This window comes from Acinetobacter sp. CAU_H_56, assembly GCF_058599425.1.
This window is the reverse complement of sequence record NZ_CM178654.1, coordinates 725,523-747,449: the sequence shown is the minus strand read 5'-3', so window position 1 is coordinate 747,449 and position 21,927 is coordinate 725,523. Positions and strand designations below refer to the sequence as shown.

Sequence of the window (21,927 nt, the reverse complement as noted above, 5' to 3'; positions counted from 1 at the left end):
AAGAAGAGATAAGAAGATTAATAAAAATATGAATATCCGAATATCCAGCCAACTTAAACGAAGTCTCAGTCTGATCTTTGGTTTGATCCTTGGCATAAACAGCCTCTGGTTAATGAGTCAGGGACAAAGACATTTCGGTGTTCTTTTGCCAATTTTCATTAGCGTAGCACTGATCCTCTATGCTTTGCTCTTTTCAAACATTCAACGCTGGAAACAGCATTCCAGATTTAGAATCTGGTTCTGGAACAGTCTCTGGGCTGGATTTCTACTCTGGATGATCAGTGTTGCTGTTTTCTTCGCTTATATCCAGATGTCCATTCATTCAAATGAATCTACACAGTCTCCTGCCGCTATTCTGGTTTTAGGCAGCGGGATTACGAATGGACAACCCTCACCCATCTTAAAAAGCCGTCTGGATATTACAGCTAAATATGCCGCACACTATCCAGATGCTTTAATGATTATGACAGGTGGGCGTAATTATCGGGAAAGGCAAAGTGAGGCTGAAGTCATGCAACACTATATCAACACCGCCTACCCAGAACTCATCAACCCCATTCAACTTGAAGATCGAAGCAGAAGTACTGCTCAAAACCTGATGTATTCTCAAGTGATATTGGAACAACAAAATATAAGTCAAAATGATCCGATTGCGATTGCAACCAGTGATTTTCATAGTCCTCGTGCTCGTGCCATTGCCAGACACCAAGGTTATCAACAAGTGATTAGTTTGAGTGCCAGCACTCCCCTTTATCTGCGCTATAACTCCTGGTTAAGAGAATATTTTGCCTTTTTGAGCGGCTGGCTACTCAATGAATATTCACTATTTAAATAAGTGACTTAAATTACTAAATTAATTTAAACGGATATGCCTTGGCGAAGGGATCGCTGGATTTTTGAATAGTTCAGGTTTCTGTACATAGACCTGATACAGGTAATTTTTAAGATCCAGCAAAAGTTTTTCAGGCGCAACCAGAATATTCTGCCCTTCCGGTGTCAGATCCAATGACACAATAGTGCTTTCCTGACGTAAGAAAGGAATGACCTTTTCAACAAAATCTTTGAGGGTAATTTCCTGAATCTGGTAATTGGCCCAGTTATCTTTAATGAGTAGTCTGGCCAGACCTTTGCTTTGCCAGGTTGCGAAAGCACGCTGTCCTGTCGGCGTAGCACATAAAGCCCAACCCTCTTGGTAAAGTGCAAAAATGCCACCTTGGGCAACAATAGCTTCAATAAAATTTTTATAAACTTGTAGCGGATCGTAGGCAGTATTTTGCGATTTGATCGCTGCCTTGCGCTGATATGGATTTCTCATAGATAGTCTGAAATCTTCAAATTATTATAGACTTCAAATTCTATGAAATATTGAGGATTTAGGCAAGAAAGATATGGTGGGCGCTGACGGGATCGAACCGCCGACATTCTGCTTGTAAGGCAGACGCTCTACCAACTGAGCTAAGCGCCCTGAGGAATAAAAACAACACTGTTGTTTTTATGACGCAAGAAAGAAAATCTTGCTTGAAACACATTTTTCACATCAGGGAATGAAAAATGGCGCAGCGGACGGGACTCGAACCCGCGACCCCCGGCGTGACAGGCCGGTATTCTAACCAACTGAACTACCGCTGCATCGCGTATATCTTTAGAAGATATGGTGGGCGCTGACGGGATCGAACCGCCGACATTCTGCTTGTAAGGCAGACGCTCTACCAACTGAGCTAAGCGCCCTTAAAGGGTCAAACTGTTTGATTCTTAGGATGGCGCAGCGGACGGGACTCGAACCCGCGACCCCCGGCGTGACAGGCCGGTATTCTAACCAACTGAACTACCGCTGCATCACAAAAAATCTGGTGGGCGCTGACGGGATCGAACCGCCGACATTCTGCTTGTAAGGCAGACGCTCTACCAACTGAGCTAAGCGCCCTCAAAAGGTCTATCATGTAAATGGCGCAGCGGACGGGACTCGAACCCGCGACCCCCGGCGTGACAGGCCGGTATTCTAACCAACTGAACTACCGCTGCACTTACACAATGTCGCTATTGTGGCAAACGATTCATCAAGAACTTAAAGTGGCGCAGCGGACGGGACTCGAACCCGCGACCCCCGGCGTGACAGGCCGGTATTCTAACCAACTGAACTACCGCTGCACTATAAGTGTCTCAACTTTGAAAGAAGCTTGGTGGGCGCTGACGGGATCGAACCGCCGACATTCTGCTTGTAAGGCAGACGCTCTACCAACTGAGCTAAGCGCCCTTTCAAATCGACTTCATCGCTTGATGAGGTGCATTATAGAGAATCTTCACAGACTGTCAAACGCTTTTCTGACTGTTTTCTGCTTTTTCGGTGTGAGTGATTAAAAAATAGGTTGATTGTTAAAAAAAACAACACTTTTTGTTTATTTTTTAAGTCTATACCGATTTTTTAAGGATACTCTCTAAAACTAAAAGCCGGATTTTTACGGTTTTACTCATGAAAATTGAGACCTGAACATACAACAGACTTCAGTATTGCTGAAAGATTATACAAAGCCCAACTCACCGCAACGTTGTGATCCTGTAATCTTTATTTTAAAAGCTTACAGCCCTGTAAAAAACAAATCGATGACTTTTATTGGCGGGCTATAAATCCTGTTTCTAAGTCTATTTGTCTATAAAAGTAGAGTACATAGCTGATCCATGCCCACTTTTACTTTTACATCCATAAATAAAAGATATTTCAATTAATTTTAAATCCACTACAAATCTTCTTAGGTCATTTAAACAGTCAGATTCAGCGGCTGTTCTGAAATATAGACCAGAGCATCTTCATTCACCAGTTCAAACAGCTCGGCCACATCCGTATTCCGCATGCGGATACAGCCATGTGACATTGCAATACCCATCGGCTCGGAATCAGGCGTACCATGAATATAGATATAACGTTGATAAGTATCACAGCCCTCACCTTGGTTAAACCCTTCTTCAAGCCCACTTAGCCATAAGATCCGGCTGAGAATCCAGTCTCGCTGCGGGAACTGCTGTGCCAGTTCTGCATTATAAATTTCACCTGTCGCTTGACGAGCAATAAACACACTATTTAAAGGTGCCTGCTGGCCAAACTTTTCAGCGACTTTATGCCAGCCACGAGGCGTCTTGCCACTATTTTCTGTTTCACCAATGCCATTCTTACCCGTAGAAATCAGGTACTGCTTATCATATTTTGGCAAATATAGTTTTTGTTGGGCGAGATCAATCAGGATTTCTGCCTGATCCAGCTGCAAATGGCTCATGACTTCTCTTTCTCTGTCTTAATAGTTTCTAGTTCTACTTTCTTTGTGGCCATGTGTTCTGGATGGATTATGTCCTGAACCGGTTCAGGCCGACGCCATAACCAGATTGCCACAATCAGCATGGTCACATCAGTAAAGATTTTGACTGCCAACGGTGCTGTCGTAAATAACATGATAATGCCACTGATGACCATCATGATACTGGCCAGCCATTTGGCCTTGCGTGGCACAGTACCATTGGCACGCCAGGCTCTTAAAGTCGGACCATATTTTGGATGATTCAGCAGCCATGCATCCATTTGCGGCCAGCCTTTAGATGCCGCCCAAGCCGCCAGAATTAAAAATACTGTTGTTGGCATGCCGGGCAAGATTGCACCGATAAAGCCCAGTACGACAAACAGTACGACCAGGCTTCGCCAAAACAATATTTTCATAAATCGATCCTACCCACAAAATTAGGGGTAGTATAAAGTGTTTTTAAAATCTGTCCGTTGTATTTGTGCACTTTTCACAGGATGTGCTATGCCCTTTTCCAGTCTAAATCATCATCTTGTAGAAGCATGGCAATATTATCAGCATCCTTTGGTGCGGCAACTGGCATTTGCTGTCGGCAGTCCAAACCTTCTGTCTCAAATTCCAGACGAACTCGAAGTCGTTCATGCTTTTGAATTACATGATTTTGAGACTTGGCAACATCACCTGCAAAATTATCATCCACGTCTGAAATATCTGGACCAGCATCCAGAAGAGCTGGAGCAATTCGTGCAGCAGCTTAAAAGCACCCGACTGGGTCTGCGCTTTGAAATGCTGGTCTGGTTCTGGCTGCTGGATGATGCCTATCATCCTTATAAGCTTTTAGGTCATAGCATTCAAAAAATTGACGGCGCTAAAACGCTGGGTGAACTGGATTTTCTGTTACTCAATACAGAGACTGGCCTGACCGAACATTGGGAAGTGGCGCTGAAATACTACCTCGCAGAAGCCGATTTTAGGCTGCCAAACTGGTATGGCCTGAACCGCACCGATACTTTAATCCGTAAAATGAAGCATTTTACCCAGAAACAGTTTCAGTTTGATGAGGCTCTGGATCAGCAGATTGATCAGCGTTTCTGCATGTTAAAAGGCCAGCTTTATCTTCCAGTACATCGTGCGGATCAGACATTGCCTGGCTGGGTTAATACCCAACGTCGCATAGGATTATGGGGCCAGCAGATTCCCGACCCAGCGGCTAATTTCTATCGTTTGCAACGTCATGAATGGATTTATCCCAATGCGCAGATCAGCAGTTCAAGTCCCTATTGGTGGACAAATGGACTTTATAAAAAGGCTGATCAAGAGGATTTTTATATGTATCGCAGCCCGCTTCTGCTGCCCTTTCCTGCGCATAAACCCTTTTAAAACATTACATTTATTAACCGAAGCACTATGAAAACCACATATTTTTTATGTCGTATATTTTCTAATCTTAGTTCCACATCATAATAATTTTATTATCGATAATACGGAGATGATGATGAAAAAAATTCTTGCTGCTTCATTGGTAATGGCTTTTGTTTTAACTGGCTGTAACACTGTCAAAGGTGTGGGTAAAGACGTTTCTAAAGCAGGCGAAGCTGTAACAGGCACTGCAGAAAAAACTTCTGAAGAAATCCGTCAAAACTAAACTCTTTCTAGCTTCTCCACAAACCCTATCTCAGATAGGGTTTTTTTATGCGGAACATTCACATTACAGGCCATATTCGCCTATCATAGAGCCGACAAATTTATCGACTTATGAATTCACCATATGACATCTTCCGCGACTCTTGATTTAAGCCTGCAATTATTACGTCAGCCTTCTGTGACCCCTATTGATCATGACTGCCAGAATATCATGGCAGAACGTTTGAAAGAGGTGGGTTTCAATATTGAATCAATGCGCTTTGAAGATGTTGATAATATTTGGGCGCGTAAAGGTACTGAAGGCCCTGTTTTCTGTTTTGCTGGCCATACCGATGTTGTACCGACCGGCAATCTGGATGCTTGGAACTCTGATCCTTTTGCTCCAGAAATTCGTGATGGCAAGCTATATGGCCGTGGTAGCGCTGACATGAAAACCGCCTTGGCTGCAATGATTGTAGCCACTGAACGTTTTGTCGAAAAATATCCAAATCACAAAGGTTCAATCGCCTATCTAATTACTTCAGATGAAGAAGGTCCATCGATCAATGGTACGGTAAAAGTGATTGAAACTCTGGAAGCGCGTAATGAGAAAATTACCTGGTGTCTGGTAGGTGAACCATCAAGTACCAACAAACTAGGTGATATTGTCAAAAACGGTCGTCGCGGCTCTTTAAATGCCAACTTAACTGTAAAAGGCAAACAGGGGCATGTAGCTTATCCGCACTTAGCAGTGAATCCAATTCATACAGCATCTAAAGCCATTGCGGAACTGTGCGAAACAGTCTGGGATAATGGCAATGAATACTTCCCTGCGACGTCTTTCCAGATCTCAAATATCAATGCCGGCACCGGTGCAACCAACGTTGTTCCAGGTACGATGAACCTGCTCTGCAACTGGCGTTATTCAACTGAAGTGACTGCTGAAGAACTAAAAGCACGTATGCTTGAAATTCTGGATCGTCATGGTGTGGACTATGATATTTCATGGACTTTATCTGGCCTGCCATTCCTGACACCAGTAGGTGAGCTGGTGAATGCCGCTAAAGATGCCATTTTAACTGTGACTGGTACTGAAACTGAATTATCAACTTCAGGCGGCACCTCAGATGGTCGTTTTATTGCGCCTACCGGTGCACAGGTGCTGGAACTCGGTGTACTGAATGCCACAATCCATCAGATTAATGAGCATGTCGATATCGCGGATCTTGAACCTTTGGCTGAAATTTATGAGCAGATTCTAGTGAACCTGTTAGCCAATTAATCACCAGATATAAAAAAAGGAACTCTTATGAGTTCCTTTTTTTATGTGCTTTATAATAAATTACAAGCCAATTGAAGACTGGATATGGCCCATTTGCGGGATGTGAAATAACTGATCCCCCATACGCACATACTGGAATACTGCGGGGTCAGTCACTTGCTGATCGGCATCAACCACTTCAGAAATACGCAGACGAATGGTTTTAGGCATTTCATTGCACATGAGGGCAAAACGCTGATGCACCTCATCTCCTTCAATCACCAGCGCCACACCACTTTTACGTGCAGGATCATTTACTGCATAAACCGGTAATTGCGCATCATGCCATTCAACCACTTTAACCTGGGTATCACTATCCAGTGCAGACAGGACAATATTTTGTGGTAACAGCATTGGATCTTTGCCGTGACAGTCAATGATATAAGCATCAATAAATCCGGTAGATACCGTAATTAAATGCTGAAGTTCCTGCTGGCTAATCTGATCAGCCATTTTGGCATTAGTCGTATTCTGACTCATTTATGACCCCTGTTTTTCAGCAATTAATTGTTGAATGTTCGCCAGTAATTCAGCTTCCTGGAACGGTTTACCCATATAGTGGGTTACGCCCAAACTGAAGGCACGTTCACGGTGTTTCTCACCCGTACGCGAAGTAATCATGATGATTGGCAGGTCACGGTGAATATCGTGGTGACGGACCAGGTTCGTGACCTCGAAACCATCCATTCGTGGCATTTCAATATCCAGCAGCATCAGATCCGGACGGACATTTTCAAGCTGCTCAATCGCATCGACACCATCTTTGGCGGTGACAATATCATAGCCCTGACGCTCAAGTAGACGCGAGGTCACCTTACGTACAGTCACCGAGTCATCCACGATCATTACCAGACGGCGAGCACTGCCAGAACGTGAACCATCACGTTGATCCTGCATGTGTTTGATACGTTGTGTACCATGGATCTGACGGGCAATATTCTGACCATCCAGGATCAGACAGACCTGACCATCACCAAGAATCGTCGCACCGGTCACTACACCAATATTGGCGAACTGGTGGCCGATTGGTTTCACCACGATTTGTGCACGTGAACCGACGAGTTGATCAACTAACAAGGCAATGGTTTGACCACTATTCCCTTTAATCAGCAATACTGGCAGTGAATGCGCCACATTATTCAGACGTGGAATTGGCTGATTCGATACGAACTCAGACAGGTAACGCAATTTGTAATTAACGCCATCAATCTTGAAGAAATCGTCTTTACTGTTGAAGTAAGTTTCCAGAGTAGATGGTGCAATACGTACAATACGGTCAATTTGCGCCAGAGAAACGGCATATTGCTGATCACCCACTTTTACCATCAAGGCATCGCTAACTGCTACAGTCGTCGGTACGCGAATGGTAAAGGTTGTGCCTTTGCCAACTTCAGAGCTGACAGATACGTGACCGCCCAGCGACTTGATCTCGCTTTGCACTACATCCAACCCGACACCACGACCTGAAATCTGGGTTACAGATTTAGCAGTACTAAAGCCTGGGTGGAAAATAAATTGCAATAGCTCTTCCGAATCCAGCGTCTGATCTTCTTTGATCAGGCCTTGGCTCAGTGCTTTCTCACGAATCTTCTCAGCATCGATACCTTTACCATCATCACTAAATGAGACGATGACATCTGTACCCTGACGGCTGATATTTAACAGGATTGAACCAACTTCTGGTTTGTTTAAGGCAATACGATCTGCCGTATCTTCTAGACCATGGTCAATCGCATTACGCAGCATATGTTCGAATGGCGTTACCAGACGCTCCAGAATATTACGGTCTAATTCACCTTCACTATTCTGAACAATCAGTTCGGCTGGACGGTTCAAGGTCGTAGAAGTCTGACGTACGATACGTTGTAAACGTGGCAACATCCGGTCAAACGGTACCAGACGGGTACGCATCAGGCTTTCCTGAATCTCGGCCTGAATCCGTGATTGTTGCAATAACAAACCTTCAGTTTCACGAATCTTGTCGGATAAGGTGCTCTTGAAGTCAACCAAGTCCGAAGCAGATTCCGCAAGCGACTTGGACAACTGGTTCAGTGACGAATATTGGTCCATTTCCAGCGGGTCAAAGTCTGCATAACGCGAGTTTTCTGAACCGTGTTTGGCAATAATTTGAGATTCCAGCTCGCCTTCCATTCGGCGCAACTGATCCGCCAGACGCTTGATTGCCAGTTCCATCTCGTTCAGAGTATTACCCAACTGGCCCAAATCCATCTCGATACGCGAACGGTTAATCGCATTCTCGCCTGACAGGTCGATCATCTTCTCAACCAGATCAGCAGAAATACGGATCATCTCGTGACTGGTATCGGTATTACCGGTATCAACCCACTCACCCATCATACGTGGTGGCTCAGTACCATCACCTTCGACAAATTCGAAGCTATTTTCAGTGACCAGTGTTTCTGTTTTAGCCAGACGTTCCGGCAGCTGCGCAGTAACATCCACATAGGCAATCTTTTTCAGGCTGCTTTGGATCTGTTCAAAATTGCTATAGTCACGTTGGAAGATGGCTTGTCTTAACCAGGCCAGTGTTTTTTGCAGCAGTCCATCATAAGCATTCGAGTTAAAGTGATATACCGCAAACTGTTCAAATGTGGTTTCTAGTTCATACGCAATGCTGGCCACCTGTTCGTTTTCAACCATGCGCGCACCCCCCTTGATACTGTGGGCAGCACGTTGTAATTGAAGCAATAAGCTACGGTCACTACGCTGATCGAACCATTGGTTCAGCAGTTTTTCAGTATTGTCGAGAATCTCTTCTGACTCTTCCAGGAAGGTTTCTTCAACAATCGACTTCAGTTCATCTTCTTCAGAGCGTTCTTCTGCTACAACTTCAACTGGCTCAGTTAAAGTTTCTGTTTCAGTAAGCTCAACTTGTTCATCTTCTAAGCCTAGAGCCAGTTCTAGATCTGAATCTGTATTTTCTGATGCAATCTCTTCCGATGCTTCATCCACTGTTTGTTCGGAATCAGCAGTAGCTTCTGCATATTCAAATTCGACAACAGGAATCGATGTTTCTACTGGAGCTGCAACAGCTTGACCAGCCACCAAGGCCTGAATATTTTGCAGAATCGAAATTGCTTCAACCGCTGGATAATCGATACCTTCATCACGGATCGACTGGATACGGTCAGAAACGTTATCTTGTACCAGACGAATAATTTGAATCAGAGCAGGCGTTACTGCAATCTGCTGACGGATGATTCGCTCATAAATGCTTTCCAGTTCGTGCGAAATTGAACCGATATGAGAAGCGGTAATCATGTTTGCACCACCCTTCAAGGTGTGCAAATGACGCATCAGGTTATTCAGTGAAGTCGTATCATCCTGCTTTTTACTCCAGGTATTCAGATCTTCATCAATACCCACCAGTAATTCATCCGCTTCTTCCAGGAAGATATTTAACAAATCTTCATCGAAATCACGCTGAGTTTCTGCGCTGTCGATGTATTGGCGGTCAGAGGCAATACGCTGGCTTAAAGCAGCAAAGTCAATGCTGGCTGTAGTTGCAGCTTCAGGAATAGAAATTTCTTCTGATACTTGTTCAGCAGGGACATTGTCTTCGGCAAAGATCTCCAGATCCTGCTGTACAAATGCAGCCAGTTCACTCAAGGTTTTTTGCGTATCATCATTTAAAATGACACGTTGACCTGCTGCCAGGGTATCGAATAAATGAATGAATTCCTGATGTGCCTGGGCAAACAGCTCATAGGCATAATCGCTGTTCAGCAGTACCGGTTTTTCCAGCAAAGCATCATAGGCAGATTTTAAATCTGTCGTAAACTCATGAATGCCCAGTGCGGCACGGTTATCTGTATGTGCAAGCAGCTCGGCAGCCTGCTCGCTTAAAGCCTGAATATATTCCGGATAATCGACTTTAGCCCGTTTATCGAATTCAAATTCGGCATCCAGCAACAGGTCAATCTCCAGTTCAACCAGCTTAGTCACCAGACCTTGGGTTTCAACTGTTTCCGTTTCAGTGGCTGCAAAGCCATAATCATTCCAGACACGCTCAAAAGTCGCATACACTGCTGCCAGTTTGCTGTTATCGCTCTGACGCAATAAATGCAGATAGTCACTGACGAATTCAGCATACTGAATCAGTACAGCAGTTTCTTTTGAAGTAGAGGCAATTTCATCCTGAAGCAGCGTTTTAAACAGATGTTCTACTTTAGAGCTGGCCTCGAAGATTTCTTCGATCTGTGCCATGGACGAACTGCCGCGCAAAGTATGAATAGCACGAATCAATGCATTATAATCCTGCACTTTTTCATTTTCGCTACGTAGGAACTTGGCAATCGTTTCGAGATGCTCTTCCGCTTCCTCGATAAAGATGGCTACGGTTTCTTCTACATCACTGCGTGCAGCATCTTCAGTTTCGGCTTTTTCAAGTTCAAGTTCTGTTGTACTTATTTCTATTGCTGCAGTTGTATCTTGGTCTTCAGCCGGATCACCTAGCTCAAGACCTGTGATCTGACCTTCGGCAGTCAGACTGTCTGCCAGTTGCAAGAGTTCTTCTAAAGCCGGTTCAGGTGTCATTTGTTGTTGTAATTGCTGACCTAAAAGCACGACTGGGCGAAGGTCGACATCGAGTTCCTGCACCTGTTTGAATTTTGGATATAAAGTAAACTGGTAAATATTCAGTACAGCTTTGGCATACTGTTGAATCGTAGGCGTTAACTGGATTGAACCCGAAAGTACCCGGTTTAAGGTATCTTCCACTGTCCATGCAATTTCACCCGCAGATTTAGCCCCCACCATACGGCCTGAACCTTTCAGGGTATGAAAATGGCGGCGAATGGTTTTCAGGTTTTCCTGATGAGCCGGATCACTCAACCATTCTGGAAATAAAGCATTTAACTCAACGAAAATCTCTTCGATTTCCTCGACAAAAATTTCAAGAATTTCTGCATCTTGATCAAGATAACTGTCTTCAGGAAGCGTTGTCGTTTCAACTAAATTTTTTAATATTTCTTTCATAGCTAATGCTTCTTACGTTGTGCCGCCAAGAAGGGCGCTCAAACTTAATTGTGACCGTCACGCGAGACCTAACCTTAATAGTCAGGTCCATCTTGTCGAGGCTTTATCTGTATTTCTGAATGTGCCTCAACCTGGGTTAAGGCACACTCCCCTCATACTTTCTGACTTTATTCTGGTAGTTTAAAGTCAGATACAGATTCACGTAATGCATCGGCCATGTTCGCCAATTCAGATACCGAACGTGCTGTATCGAAGGTTGCACTCGTAGTTTGTGAAGTAATTTCCTGTACGACATTCATCGTGGTCGCAATATGACCCGCAGATGCAGACTGAAGTTTCGCAGCATCGGAAATATTCGCAATCAGTTTTGCCAGGTTATTCGATACGGTCTGAATCTCATCCAGTGCCACACCGGCATCTTTAGACAGGTTCGCACCACGTACAACCTCGGCTGTGGTTTGTTCCATTGAAATTACGGCTTCGTTGGTATCCGTTTGAATGGTTTTTACCAGGCCTTCAATCTGTTTGGTTGCAGATGCAGAACGTTCCGCAAGACGCTGGACCTCATCCGCTACCACGGCGAAACCACGACCAGCTTCACCCGCCATCGACGCCTGAATCGCTGCGTTCAATGCCAGGATGTTGGTTTGGTCGGCAATATCGTTAATCAGGGCTACGATGTTACCAATTTCTTGTGAAGATTCACCCAGACGTTTAATACGTTTAGAAGTTTCCTGGATCTGTTCACGAATCGTATCCATACCTTCAATTGAACGGTGTACAACGTCTGCACCATTCGCAGCAATTTGTACTGAACGTTCCGCAACGACTGCAGATTCTTCCGCGTTGGCAGATACCTGGTCAATTGACATCGCCATTTCGTTAATCGCAGCAGATGCACCGGCAATTTCTTGCGCCTGATGTTCAGATGCTTCTGCTAACTGGTTGGTAATGCTTTGAGTTGTCGCTGTATATTGCGCAACTTCCTGAGAAGTTTCAGTAATACGAGATACCAAGTCACGTAACTGGTCGATCGCGAAGTTAATCGAGTCGGCGATCGCACCGGTAAAGTCTTCCGATACTGTTGCATATGAACGCAAGTCACCATCCGCAAGGTCGGCAATCTCGTCCAGTAAACGTAAAATCGCATTCTGGTTACGGTCATATTCTTCTTGAAGACGGGTTACACGCTGTTTATCCGATGCACCACGTAGGGTTAACAGGCGGAATACACACAGTAGGAAGCCGATCAATAACAGAATTAACAGTACCGCTGGAACGATTGTTTTCAGACCAGAGTTACCAGACAGTTTGTTCAGGTTATCGAGCAGGACATCCGATTGCGAGAAAATTGACGCAGATGCCTGACGTACTTTTACGATTTGCGCAGAGTTTTTCAGGATTGTCGCAGATGCTGATTCAAGTACATCATCATATTCCGCTTTGATGCCTTCCAGAGACTCGCGCAGGTTTGGATCAGTAATACGTTGTACACCCAGTTCAGCAGAACCGTTTAACTGTGCATTTAAGTATGAACCGAAAGTTTCGGTATCGGCACTGAAGTCATCCGCTGATTCACGTGAACCGTCGTTACCAGTCAATACCAAGCTGATCGAACGTAAAATACGTTCCGCAATGAATACCTGGTTTTTCGCAATGACCACCTGGTTAGACGGCATGTCTTGACGCGCCATCTGGTCGACCATCAAGTTATATTCGGCCTGAATCCCCGGGATCGCTTCACCAATTGCGATGTTGGTGTCATATAACTGGTTAATGATTTTTTGTTGCGATGCAATCAGGTCAATACTAGAAGACACTTCTGTCCACTGTTTATCTACTGCTTGCAGCGCTTCATTATTGGAGTGAATATTTTTTACAGTCTCAAGGTTTTCCGCAAAAGCTTTTTGAGAATCTGTCAGGTTTTTCATCGCCTCAGGTGTACCAGAAGCCGTTGCTTCAGTCGCCTGTCGAGAAATAGTTTGTGAAAGCAGACGTAAATCACCTAGACTTTGTGTCAGCTGGTTGGCACGTGGCACACTGTAGAAAAGATACAATAAAGTGATGGTTGCCGCTAACAGACAGCCGGCTGCACCATAAATAAACGGTTTAGACTTTTCACTATCACCAAATACACGTGACAACTGATCTGTTTGTGATTGAATCTTGGATAAAAAAGTATTGCCACTTTTGCGGCTACCTTCACCTGTATTTTTCTTTTTAAGTTTAAAGCCCATGCAGCCTCTCCCCGATTTACGTCTTTATTACTTTCGTGCGCGACGTTTAATTTATAAATTTTATAGATGCGTTCATAAATTTTGGATTTTGCAACAGACGACTGAATAAGAACACATGCCATTGCTGGTTATGCTGGTGGAAAAATCCCTGACAGTATTCTTGTAAGTTATTATCCAATTCAGTTGTTTTAGAAAAAAAACTTTTCTTATTAAAATGTTGTATACCCAAAACTTGATCAACGACCAAACCGACATATTGGTCATTATGGTGAATACATAATACTTTTTGAGTCGGTGAAAACTGGCTACTTTGTCCTGATACATATTGAGTCAAATCAGAAACTGATAATAACCTTCCCCGAATATTGGCCAATCCTAACACCCATGACTGAGTATTAGGAACTGGCGTATATTTTGGAGGATAGATCACTTCGGATACTTCCCCCAGCGGAGCAACAAAATATTGCCCCATCATCTCAAAAGCAATGCCTGACCATCGGTTGACTTCATTTTCATTAGAAACGTAGTTTTTATTTCCCCGTTTCGCAATGCGAAGCAATTCGATAAATCCATTTGCTGCCATAGAGCTTATCCTGCGTTGAGGTGGTGCTTAATCACTTCAATCAACTGTTTTTCATCTACCGGTTTTGTAAGATAATCTGCGGCACCCTGACGTTTACCCCAAACGCGGTCAGTGGCCTGATCTTTGGTACTTACAATTACAATCGGAATATGCTTGGTGGTTGCACCACGTGCAATTTGACGTGTTGCCTGGAAGCCATTCACGCCTGGCATGACCACATCCATCAATACCAGATCTGGCAACTCAGCCTGAGCCATGGTTACCCCATCTGCACCATTGGATGCTTCAATCACCTCAAAGCCGTGTTTAGAAAGAATCTCTCTAAAACGGAATGTTTCTGTCGGTGAGTCATCTACGATTAAGATACGCGCCATGCCAATTCCCCTAAAAAAATCAATTATTAAGCACTAATATGGTTACGGATTGCGTTAAGCAATTCATCTTTACTGAAAGGTTTAGTCAAGTATTCGTCCGAACCAACAACACGACCTTTGGCCTGATCAAATAAGCCATCTTTACTCGAAAGCATAATCACAGGAATATTCTGATAATTTTGAGAATTTTTAATCAACGCACAAGTTTGATAACCATCTAGACGAGGCATCATGATGTCTACAAATACGATGTCTGGATTGGCTTCTGCGATTTTTGACAAAGCTTCAAAACCATCTACCGCAGTCACAACTTCATATCCTTCGCGCTGTAGAAGAGTTTCTGCTGTACGACGAATGGTCTTTGAGTCATCAATGACCATAACTTTTAGATTTTGGAATTTATCGTCCATTTTGACCCTTCCCATTTTAGAAACGATGTGCCATAAGGCTCATAGGATTATTTTATTACGATCGATAAACATTTTTAACACAAATCTACTTGTATTATCAATGAACATTTTCTACACAAGTGTGCATAAATGGCGGATTTTCATTAACCATTTCACATTTTTATTTTGTCATTGCTTTTTTTTTGACTGATGGTAGTTTTTAATTCGTGAATTTGAGTCTAATATAGCATTATTATTACTTTAAAATAAGTAATTTAGTCAACTTTCAATTGGGGAGCCAATGATGAGTCAGTTTTCAGAAAAACTTGCTTTCATTGATAAAAATAAAATGACTGGCCGATTCATATTTGCAGTGACACTTTTTCTTCAGGTCACCATTTCTTATGCCTCAACTAACCAGCCACCAAAAGCCACCTGGTACCGCTATTATGATAATAAAGGCGTGGCCAATATCAGCACTAACGTTACCCCCAACCATATCCGCTATGGCTATGAGGCACTTGACCAGAATATGCAGGTCATTAAACGTGCACGTCCTTATAATGTCGATAAAGATATTAAACAGGCGCCGCAACGTGCCCAGCAAGCCCAGCGCATCGCAGAAGATCAAAAACTGAAACGTGCCTACACCAATAGCCATGTTGCTCTACAAAAAAAGAATGAAAGTCTGAGCCAACTTAAAAAACAGATTGCCTTTCAGCAAGAGCAGATGAAACAGTTGCAGCAAGACCGGGTCATGTTTGTACGCCAAGAACGTGAATATTTACGTAAAGGTAATAATCCCCCGGCATCTTTAAAAGCCAACCTTGAAAACAACCAGAAAAACCTGATTTCTCAAAAAGAAAATATTCAATCTTTACAAACTCGCTATCGAAATATGGAAGCGGAATACGACAGAATTATTGCCCGTTTAAAAGCACTTGAATAAACACAAATAACTTGTTGTTGCTTTAAACGACCACAAGTGAAAAGGATTAATATGCCATTTGCACAGCATTTTCATATTTCAAAGACCCCTTCTTCGCGCTCTGTATTGATGATGAGTGCACTTTGCTTAAGTCTTTTTCTAAGCGGCTGCAATAAAAATGAATCTACACCGCAAGCCGAAAGTCCAGAAACAATTGAACTGATTCCTCAGGATCTGGTTGCCTTAAAAACAGGTACTTCAGTCCAGAAATCCGCATTTACCGGTACTATTCGCGCAGTCAACCAAAGCAGTATTCAGGCACAGGTTTCTGCCACTGCCACCAGCGTTAATGCTCAGGTAGGTGACAATGTATCTAAAGGTCAGGTACTGATTCGCTTAAATAATCAGGATAATGCCGCACGTCTGGCTCAGGCCCGTGCCAATCTGGCATCTACCCAGGCACAGGCCAATCAGGCGCGCAACATGATGCAGCGCAAAAAGCGTCTGCTCGACCAAGGCTTTATCTCTAAAGTTGAATATGAGCAAAGTCAGGTTGACTATCAGGCCCAGGTTGAAAATGTCCGTGCACAGCAAGCCAATGTCGATATTGCCGTAAAAGCCGATCGTGATGGCATTATCACCAGCCCGATTAGTGGCGTGATCACCCAGCGTCAGGTTGAGCCCGGCCAAACCGTGGCGATCGGACAAACCCTGTTTGAAATCGTAAATCCAAACCAACTGGAAATTCAGGCCCGTGTCCCGAGCGAAATGCAGTCCAGCCTACGCTTAGGCAGCAAAATTGAATACCAGATTCAGGGCAATCCAAACACATTTACCGCTGCTATTAGCCGAGTGTCTCCAATTGCTGATCAAGCCAGTCGCCAGATTGAATTCTTCGCCAGACCGAATGAAAGTATTCCCTCTTTAAGTATTGGCTCTTTTGTTGAAGGCAATATTCTGAGTTCTCAACAAGTTTCTGGTCAGATCATTCCCCTCGATACCATTCAGGATATCCAGAATAAACCTTATGTCTGGGTTATTCGCCAGAACAAAATTATTAAAGTGAATGTTCAGGTTCTGGAACAGCGCTATAACCAGAATACGGCAGTGATCCAGGGTCTGGAGACAGGTGATCAGGTCAGTCGCATTCCATTTACCAAGGCAGATCTCAACAAGCCAGTGACGCTGCGTTCCAACTAATCAGACAGGATCATTAATATGTGGTTTACCCGAATTAGTGTGAAGTATCCCGTCTTCACCATTATGATGATGTTCTGTTTGATGGTACTTGGACTAGCTTCCTGGCAGCGTATGGGTGTGGAAGAATTTCCGGATGTTGACTTCCCCTTTGTCGTAATTTATACGAATTATCCAGGCGCCTCTCCAGAAACCGTTGAATCGGAAATTACCAAAAAACTCGAAGACCAGATCAATACTATTTCCGGTTTAAAACAGGTAATTTCTCAATCCAGTGAAGGCCTGTCGATGATCACGGCCGAATTCAATCTGGAAGTGCCTTCTACCACGGCGGCACAGGATGTCCGTGACAAGATTGCTTCAGTCACCGCCGAATTCCGTGATGAAATTCAGGAACCAGTCGTCGAGCGTTATGATCCGACTGCCAATGCGATCATGTCGATCGTATTTGAGTCTGACAATATGGGCTTAAAAGCACTGAGTTCCTATCTGGATCAGCGCATAGTTCCACAACTGAGGACTGTTCCGGGAGTAGGTACCGTCAACCTGCTTGGTGATGCACAGCGTCAGATTCGCATTCAGGTTGAACCACAGAAACTGCAAGCTTTTGGCATCGGCGTGGATAGCGTCATCAATACTCTGAAATCTGAAAATATCGAAGTTCCGGGCGGTACATTAAAATCTGGCAATTCGGAACTGGTGATCGAGATTAATTCCAAAGTCCTGCATCCCCTCGCCTTTGGTGATCTGGTCATTGCCAATAAAAATGGTGCACCGATCTTTCTGAAACAGGTCGCAGAAATTGAAGATAGTCAGGCAGAACTTGAAACTGGTGCTTTCCTGGATGGCAAGGCTGCAGTTGCAGTTGATATCCTGCGTAGCTCTGATTCTAATGTCATTGAAGTTGTAGACAGTACCTATAAAACCCTTGAAAGCATCAAATCCCAACTGCCACAAGGAACCACTTTAAAAGTTGTGGTAGATTCTTCAAAAAGTATCCGCGGCACCATTGGTGATGTGGCGCGTACCATTATCGAAGGTGCAGTTCTTGCTGTCCTAATTGTTCTGTTATTTTTAGGTTCTTTCCGCTCAACGGTCATTACTGGCCTCACTTTACCGATCGCTTTGCTCGGAACTTTGACCTTTATCTGGGCTTTTGGTTTCAGTATTAACATGATGACCTTATTGGCCCTGTCTTTAAGCATCGGTCTGCTGATTGATGATGCGATTGTAGTACGGGAAAATATCGTACGGCATACCGATATGGGCAAAGACCATGTTACTGCCGCGCTGGACGGCACCAAAGAAATCGGTCTTGCCGTTCTGGCAACAACACTGACAATTGTCGCGGTATTCTTGCCTGTTGCATTTATGGGCGGGATTATTGGGCGTTTCTTTTATCAGTTCGGTGTGACGGTGAGTACCGCCGTTCTGATTTCCATGTTTGTCAGTTTTACTCTGGATCCAATGCTATCTGCACATTGGGCAGAAAAGAAAAAAGATCCCAATAAAAAGCCGGGACGAATTAAACGCTTCTTTAACTGGATTTCAGGCAAATTAGACAATTTAAGTCATGTCTATGAAAAACTGCTGAAACTGGCTTTGCGCTTTAGATTCATTACTATTGTAATTGCAGTGGCTTCTCTGTTTGGCGCTCTAGCCCTGTCGAAACTGATTGGTACCGAGTTTGTGCCTGTACCAGATAAAGGTGAAATCCGGATCAAGTTTGAAACCCCAGTCGATGCCTCCCTAGAATATTCACAAGCCAAACTACAACAGGTCGATCAGATTATCCGTCAACACCCTGATGTTAAAGCAACTTATGGCGTAATTAATGGTGTAACTGACCGTGGTAAAAACCACGTCAGCCTGCGAGTGACCGTGACACCACGGATCGAACGCGAAAAAAGCCTGACCGAGCTCAACAATGAGTTTCGACAACGCCTGCAATCGGTTGCCGGGATCAGTATTACCTCGGTTGCATCTGCCGATGAAACCGTTTCGGGTGGTCAAAAGCCGATTATGATTTCAATCAAAGGCCCTGATTTGAATGAACTACAGAAGATTTCTGATCGCTTTATGGTCGAGATGACTAAAATTGATGGTATCGTCGATCTGGAATCCTCACTGAAAGAGCCGAAACCGACCTTAGGTGTACAGATCAATCGCGTTCTGGCCAGTGATCTTGGTTTGTCAGTCAATCAGATTGCCAATGTGGTTCGCCCCCTGATTGCCGGCGATGATGTCACCACCTGGCAGGATGAAAAAGGTGAAACCTATGATGTCAATTTGCGCCTGACCGAAGACCGGCGCACCCTGCCGAGTGATCTGCAAAATATGTATATCACTTCATCTAAAATGGATGGTAATAATCAGCCGATTTTGATCCCGCTTTCTAGCGTTGCTAATTTTGAAGAAAAACTGGGAGCTTCTCAGATTAATCGTCGAGATCTGGCGCGTGAAGTGTTGGTTGAAGCAAATACCTCTGGACGCCCCGCAGGTGACATCGGTACCGATATCAGCAAACTTCAGGATAGTTTCGACATGCCGCCGGGTTATAGTTTTGATACCCAAGGTGCCAATGCAGATATGGCAGAATCCGCTGGTTATGCGTTCACTGCGATTACCCTGTCGATTGTATTTATTTATATCGTACTCGGTTCCCAGTTCAACAGTTTTATCCACCCTGCTGCCATTATGGCTTCATTACCCTTGTCATTAATTGGTGTATTCCTGGCGCTGTTCCTGTTTAATTCAACCATGAACCTGTTTTCGATTATCGGGATTATTATGCTGATGGGCCTAGTGACCAAAAATGCGATTCTGCTTATCGACTTCATCAAAAAAGCCATGGATCGGGGTGAAGCCCGTTATGATGCGATTCTAAATGCCGGCAAAACCCGTTTACGTCCAATTCTGATGACCACTAGTGCCATGGTCATGGGAATGGTACCGCTGGCCCTTGGATTAGGGGAAGGTGGTGAACAAAGTGCACCGATGGCACATGCCGTGATCGGCGGGGTAATTACTTCTACCCTGCTGACGCTGGTCGTGGTTCCAGTGATTTTCACTTACCTAGATGACCTTAAGAATTTTATGCTGCGCCAAGCCCGTAAAATCATGGCATAATTTAAACCATCACAATGAGGTGACATTCAAGAATGTTCACCTCATTTTTTATTGTATAATCTCTGCTTTAACGCTTAATTTTTTAGGACAGTTTCCATGCGCGCGAGTCGCTTTTTATTTGCAACGTTGAGAGAAACCCCGAACGATGCTGAAGTTATTTCACATCAGCTAATGCTTCGTGCTGGTATGATTCGTAAGTTGGCTTCAGGTTTGTACACCTGGCTGCCGATGGGCGTTCGCGTATTAAATAAAGTTGCAGCGATCGTTCGCGAAGAGATGAATAATGCAGGCTCACTTGAAGTCTTGATGCCTGTGACTCAACCAGCTTCTCTTTGGGAAGAATCTGGTCGTTATGTGCAATACGGTCCTGAACTATTACGTTTTAAAGATCGTCATACCAATGACTTTGTGCTTGGTCCAACACACGAAGAAGTGATCACTGATCTGGCACGTAATGAACTGAAAAGTTACAAACAATTGCCTGCAAACTTCTACCAGGTTCAAACTAAATTCCGTGATGAAATCCGTCCTCGTTTTGGCGTAATGCGCTCACGTGAATTCATCATGAAAGATGCCTATTCTTTCCATGCAGATCAGGAATCTTTGCAAGAAACTTACGACACAATGTACGAAGCATATTGCAAAATCTTTACCCGCCTAGGTCTGGATTTCCGTCCAGTACAGGCAGATACCGGTTCAATCGGTGGTTCAGGTTCACACGAATTCCATGTCTTGGCTTCAAGTGGTGAAGATGATATCGCCTTCTCAACTGAATCTGATTATGCGGCTAACATCGAAATGGCTGAGGCGATTCTGGTAGGCGAACGTGCTGCTCCGACTCAAGAACTGAAAGTGGTTGATACCCCAAATCAGAAAACCATTGCTGATGTATCCAATTTCCTTGGTACTAATCCTGCGCATTCGGTGAAGGCATTACTAGTTCAAGGTGTTGCAGCTGAAGAAGGTAAAGAGGCTCCTGTGGTTGCTCTGTTCCTTCGTGGTGACCATGAACTGAATGAAATTAAAGCCGAAAAGCATCCAAAAATTGCTGCACCTTTAGCTTTTGCTACTGAAGCTCAACTTGCCGAACTTGGCTTAACGGCTGGTTTTGTGGGTCCGCAAGGCTTAGTAGAAAAAGGCCTAACAGTGATTGTTGACCGTGCTGCTTCTGTACTTTCTGATTTTGTCGCAGGTGCAAACGAAGCAGATAAGCACGCAACAGGCGTGAACTGGGAACGTGATGCGCAGTTTAGCGAAGTTTATGACCTGCGTAATGTGGTTGAAGGCGATCCTTCTCCAGATGGTAAAGGTACACTTCAAATCAAACGTGGTATCGAAGTGGGTCATATCTTCCAGTTAGGCAAAAAATACTCTGAAGCTTTAGGTTGTAAGGTCTTAGGTGAAGATGGCAAACCATTCACTGTAACCATGGGTTGTTATGGTATTGGTGTGACACGTGTCGTAGCATCTGCAATTGAACAGAATTACGATGAAAAAGGCATCATCTGGCCGGCAGCGATCGCTCCATTTGAAGTGGCAATTGTGCCAATGAATGCGCATAAATCACCTCGTACTTTAGAAGCTGCTGAAAGCTTATATGCAGAATTGCAAGCTGCTGGTTTCGATGTACTGCTTGATGACCGCAATGAACGTCCAGGTGTGAAATTCTCCGATCTTGAATTGACTGGTATTCCACATCGCATTGTGATTGGTGAAAAAGGTCTGGATGCAGGTACTTTTGAATATAAAGGTCGCCGTGATGCAGAATCAGTAAATCTTTCGAAAGAAGAACTACTGGCAAAAATTGCTAAATAATTTTTTTCTGAATCAATAAAAAAATCCCGCTTAAAGCGGGATTTTT

General features: G+C 44.0%; 17 protein-coding genes and 8 tRNA genes. 8 read left to right on the top strand and 17 right to left on the bottom strand.

Annotated features, from left to right (window positions below; all coding sequences use genetic code 11):
• Positions 1-40 precede the first annotated feature (40 nt).
• Positions 41-835: a YdcF family protein gene (locus AC4MCC_RS03690; RefSeq protein WP_419374785.1), complete on the top strand. Its 795-nt coding sequence runs from the start codon at positions 41-43 to the stop codon at positions 833-835.
• Between the two features lie 18 nt (positions 836-853).
• Here AC4MCC_RS03690 and AC4MCC_RS03685 read toward each other — a convergent pair whose 3' ends face one another.
• The 11 genes from AC4MCC_RS03685 to AC4MCC_RS03635 all read right to left on the bottom strand — a co-directional run bounded on the left by AC4MCC_RS03685 (position 854) and on the right by AC4MCC_RS03635 (position 3,703).
• Entirely contained in the window at positions 854-1,315 is a 462-nt protein-coding gene (locus tag AC4MCC_RS03685) for a DUF2750 domain-containing protein (RefSeq protein ID WP_004784968.1), read from the bottom strand.
• A gap of 74 nt (positions 1,316-1,389) precedes the next feature.
• A tRNA-Val gene (locus AC4MCC_RS03680) sits at positions 1,390-1,465 on the bottom strand.
• Positions 1,466-1,552: 87 nt separating this feature from the next.
• A tRNA-Asp gene (locus AC4MCC_RS03675) sits at positions 1,553-1,629 on the bottom strand.
• Positions 1,630-1,652: 23 nt separating this feature from the next.
• Positions 1,653-1,728 (bottom strand) — tRNA-Val (locus AC4MCC_RS03670).
• Between the two features lie 30 nt (positions 1,729-1,758).
• Positions 1,759-1,835 (bottom strand) — tRNA-Asp (locus AC4MCC_RS03665).
• Between the two features lie 13 nt (positions 1,836-1,848).
• Positions 1,849-1,924: transfer RNA gene (locus AC4MCC_RS03660), tRNA-Val, on the bottom strand.
• A 21-nt stretch (positions 1,925-1,945) separates the two neighbouring features.
• A tRNA-Asp gene (locus tag AC4MCC_RS03655) sits at positions 1,946-2,022 on the bottom strand.
• A gap of 49 nt (positions 2,023-2,071) precedes the next feature.
• Positions 2,072-2,148 (bottom strand) — tRNA-Asp (locus AC4MCC_RS03650).
• 30 nt (positions 2,149-2,178) lie between these two features.
• Positions 2,179-2,254: transfer RNA gene (locus AC4MCC_RS03645), tRNA-Val, on the bottom strand.
• Between the two features lie 502 nt (positions 2,255-2,756).
• Positions 2,757-3,269, bottom strand: a complete 513-nt coding sequence (gene elsL, locus AC4MCC_RS03640) for a cell wall-recycling L,D-carboxypeptidase ElsL (protein WP_419364561.1) — start codon at positions 3,267-3,269, stop codon at positions 2,757-2,759.
• On the bottom strand, positions 3,266-3,703 hold the full coding sequence (locus AC4MCC_RS03635; RefSeq protein ID WP_419364563.1) for a YbaN family protein: 438 nt from the start codon (positions 3,701-3,703) through the stop codon (positions 3,266-3,268). Before AC4MCC_RS03635 ends, elsL begins: the two co-directional genes overlap by 4 nt.
• 88 nt (positions 3,704-3,791) lie before the next feature.
• Here AC4MCC_RS03635 and AC4MCC_RS03630 point away from each other — a divergent pair, with 88 nt between their 5' ends.
• From AC4MCC_RS03630 to dapE, 3 genes are all read left to right on the top strand, one after another.
• Complete coding sequence (locus AC4MCC_RS03630) at positions 3,792-4,667, top strand: DUF1853 family protein (RefSeq protein WP_491880197.1); 876 nt, start codon at positions 3,792-3,794, stop codon at positions 4,665-4,667.
• 115 nt (positions 4,668-4,782) lie between these two features.
• Entirely contained in the window at positions 4,783-4,932 is a 150-nt protein-coding gene (locus AC4MCC_RS03625; RefSeq protein WP_004784975.1) for an entericidin A/B family lipoprotein, read from the top strand.
• 123 nt (positions 4,933-5,055) lie between these two features.
• A complete protein-coding gene (dapE, locus tag AC4MCC_RS03620) occupies positions 5,056-6,192 on the top strand; it encodes a succinyl-diaminopimelate desuccinylase (protein ID WP_419364568.1) in 1,137 nt (378 codons plus the stop codon).
• Positions 6,193-6,252: 60 nt separating this feature from the next.
• Here the strand turns inward: dapE and AC4MCC_RS03615 are convergent, their stop codons facing one another.
• From AC4MCC_RS03615 to pilG, 6 genes are all read right to left on the bottom strand, one after another.
• Entirely contained in the window at positions 6,253-6,711 is a 459-nt protein-coding gene (locus AC4MCC_RS03615) for a hypothetical protein (RefSeq protein WP_005236995.1), read from the bottom strand.
• Entirely contained in the window at positions 6,712-11,229 is a 4,518-nt protein-coding gene (locus AC4MCC_RS03610; RefSeq protein ID WP_491885696.1) for a hybrid sensor histidine kinase/response regulator, read from the bottom strand.
• A 167-nt stretch (positions 11,230-11,396) separates the two neighbouring features.
• Positions 11,397-13,466 (bottom strand): methyl-accepting chemotaxis protein, encoded by a 2,070-nt coding sequence (locus AC4MCC_RS03605; RefSeq protein ID WP_180052329.1) that lies wholly within the window; start codon positions 13,464-13,466, stop codon positions 11,397-11,399.
• A gap of 46 nt (positions 13,467-13,512) precedes the next feature.
• Complete coding sequence (locus tag AC4MCC_RS03600) at positions 13,513-14,049, bottom strand: chemotaxis protein CheW (protein ID WP_159123371.1); 537 nt, start codon at positions 14,047-14,049, stop codon at positions 13,513-13,515.
• Between the two features lie 5 nt (positions 14,050-14,054).
• A complete protein-coding gene (locus AC4MCC_RS03595) occupies positions 14,055-14,423 on the bottom strand; it encodes a response regulator (RefSeq protein ID WP_004784985.1) in 369 nt (122 codons plus the stop codon).
• Positions 14,424-14,449: 26 nt separating this feature from the next.
• A complete protein-coding gene (gene pilG / locus AC4MCC_RS03590; protein WP_004784987.1) occupies positions 14,450-14,833 on the bottom strand; it encodes a twitching motility response regulator PilG in 384 nt (127 codons plus the stop codon).
• Positions 14,834-15,116: 283 nt separating this feature from the next.
• Between pilG and AC4MCC_RS03585 the strand changes: the two genes are divergently transcribed.
• The 4 genes from AC4MCC_RS03585 to AC4MCC_RS03570 all read left to right on the top strand — a co-directional run bounded on the left by AC4MCC_RS03585 (position 15,117) and on the right by AC4MCC_RS03570 (position 21,881).
• Entirely contained in the window at positions 15,117-15,761 is a 645-nt protein-coding gene (locus AC4MCC_RS03585) for a hypothetical protein (RefSeq protein ID WP_180014553.1), read from the top strand.
• Positions 15,762-15,812: 51 nt separating this feature from the next.
• Entirely contained in the window at positions 15,813-16,940 is a 1,128-nt protein-coding gene (locus tag AC4MCC_RS03580) for an efflux RND transporter periplasmic adaptor subunit (protein ID WP_491880200.1), read from the top strand.
• 18 nt (positions 16,941-16,958) lie between these two features.
• Positions 16,959-20,066 (top strand): efflux RND transporter permease subunit, encoded by a 3,108-nt coding sequence (locus tag AC4MCC_RS03575; RefSeq protein ID WP_491885695.1) that lies wholly within the window; start codon positions 16,959-16,961, stop codon positions 20,064-20,066.
• Positions 20,067-20,162: 96 nt separating this feature from the next.
• Positions 20,163-21,881 (top strand): proline--tRNA ligase, encoded by a 1,719-nt coding sequence (locus AC4MCC_RS03570; RefSeq protein ID WP_491885694.1) that lies wholly within the window; start codon positions 20,163-20,165, stop codon positions 21,879-21,881.
• Positions 21,882-21,927 lie beyond the last annotated feature (46 nt).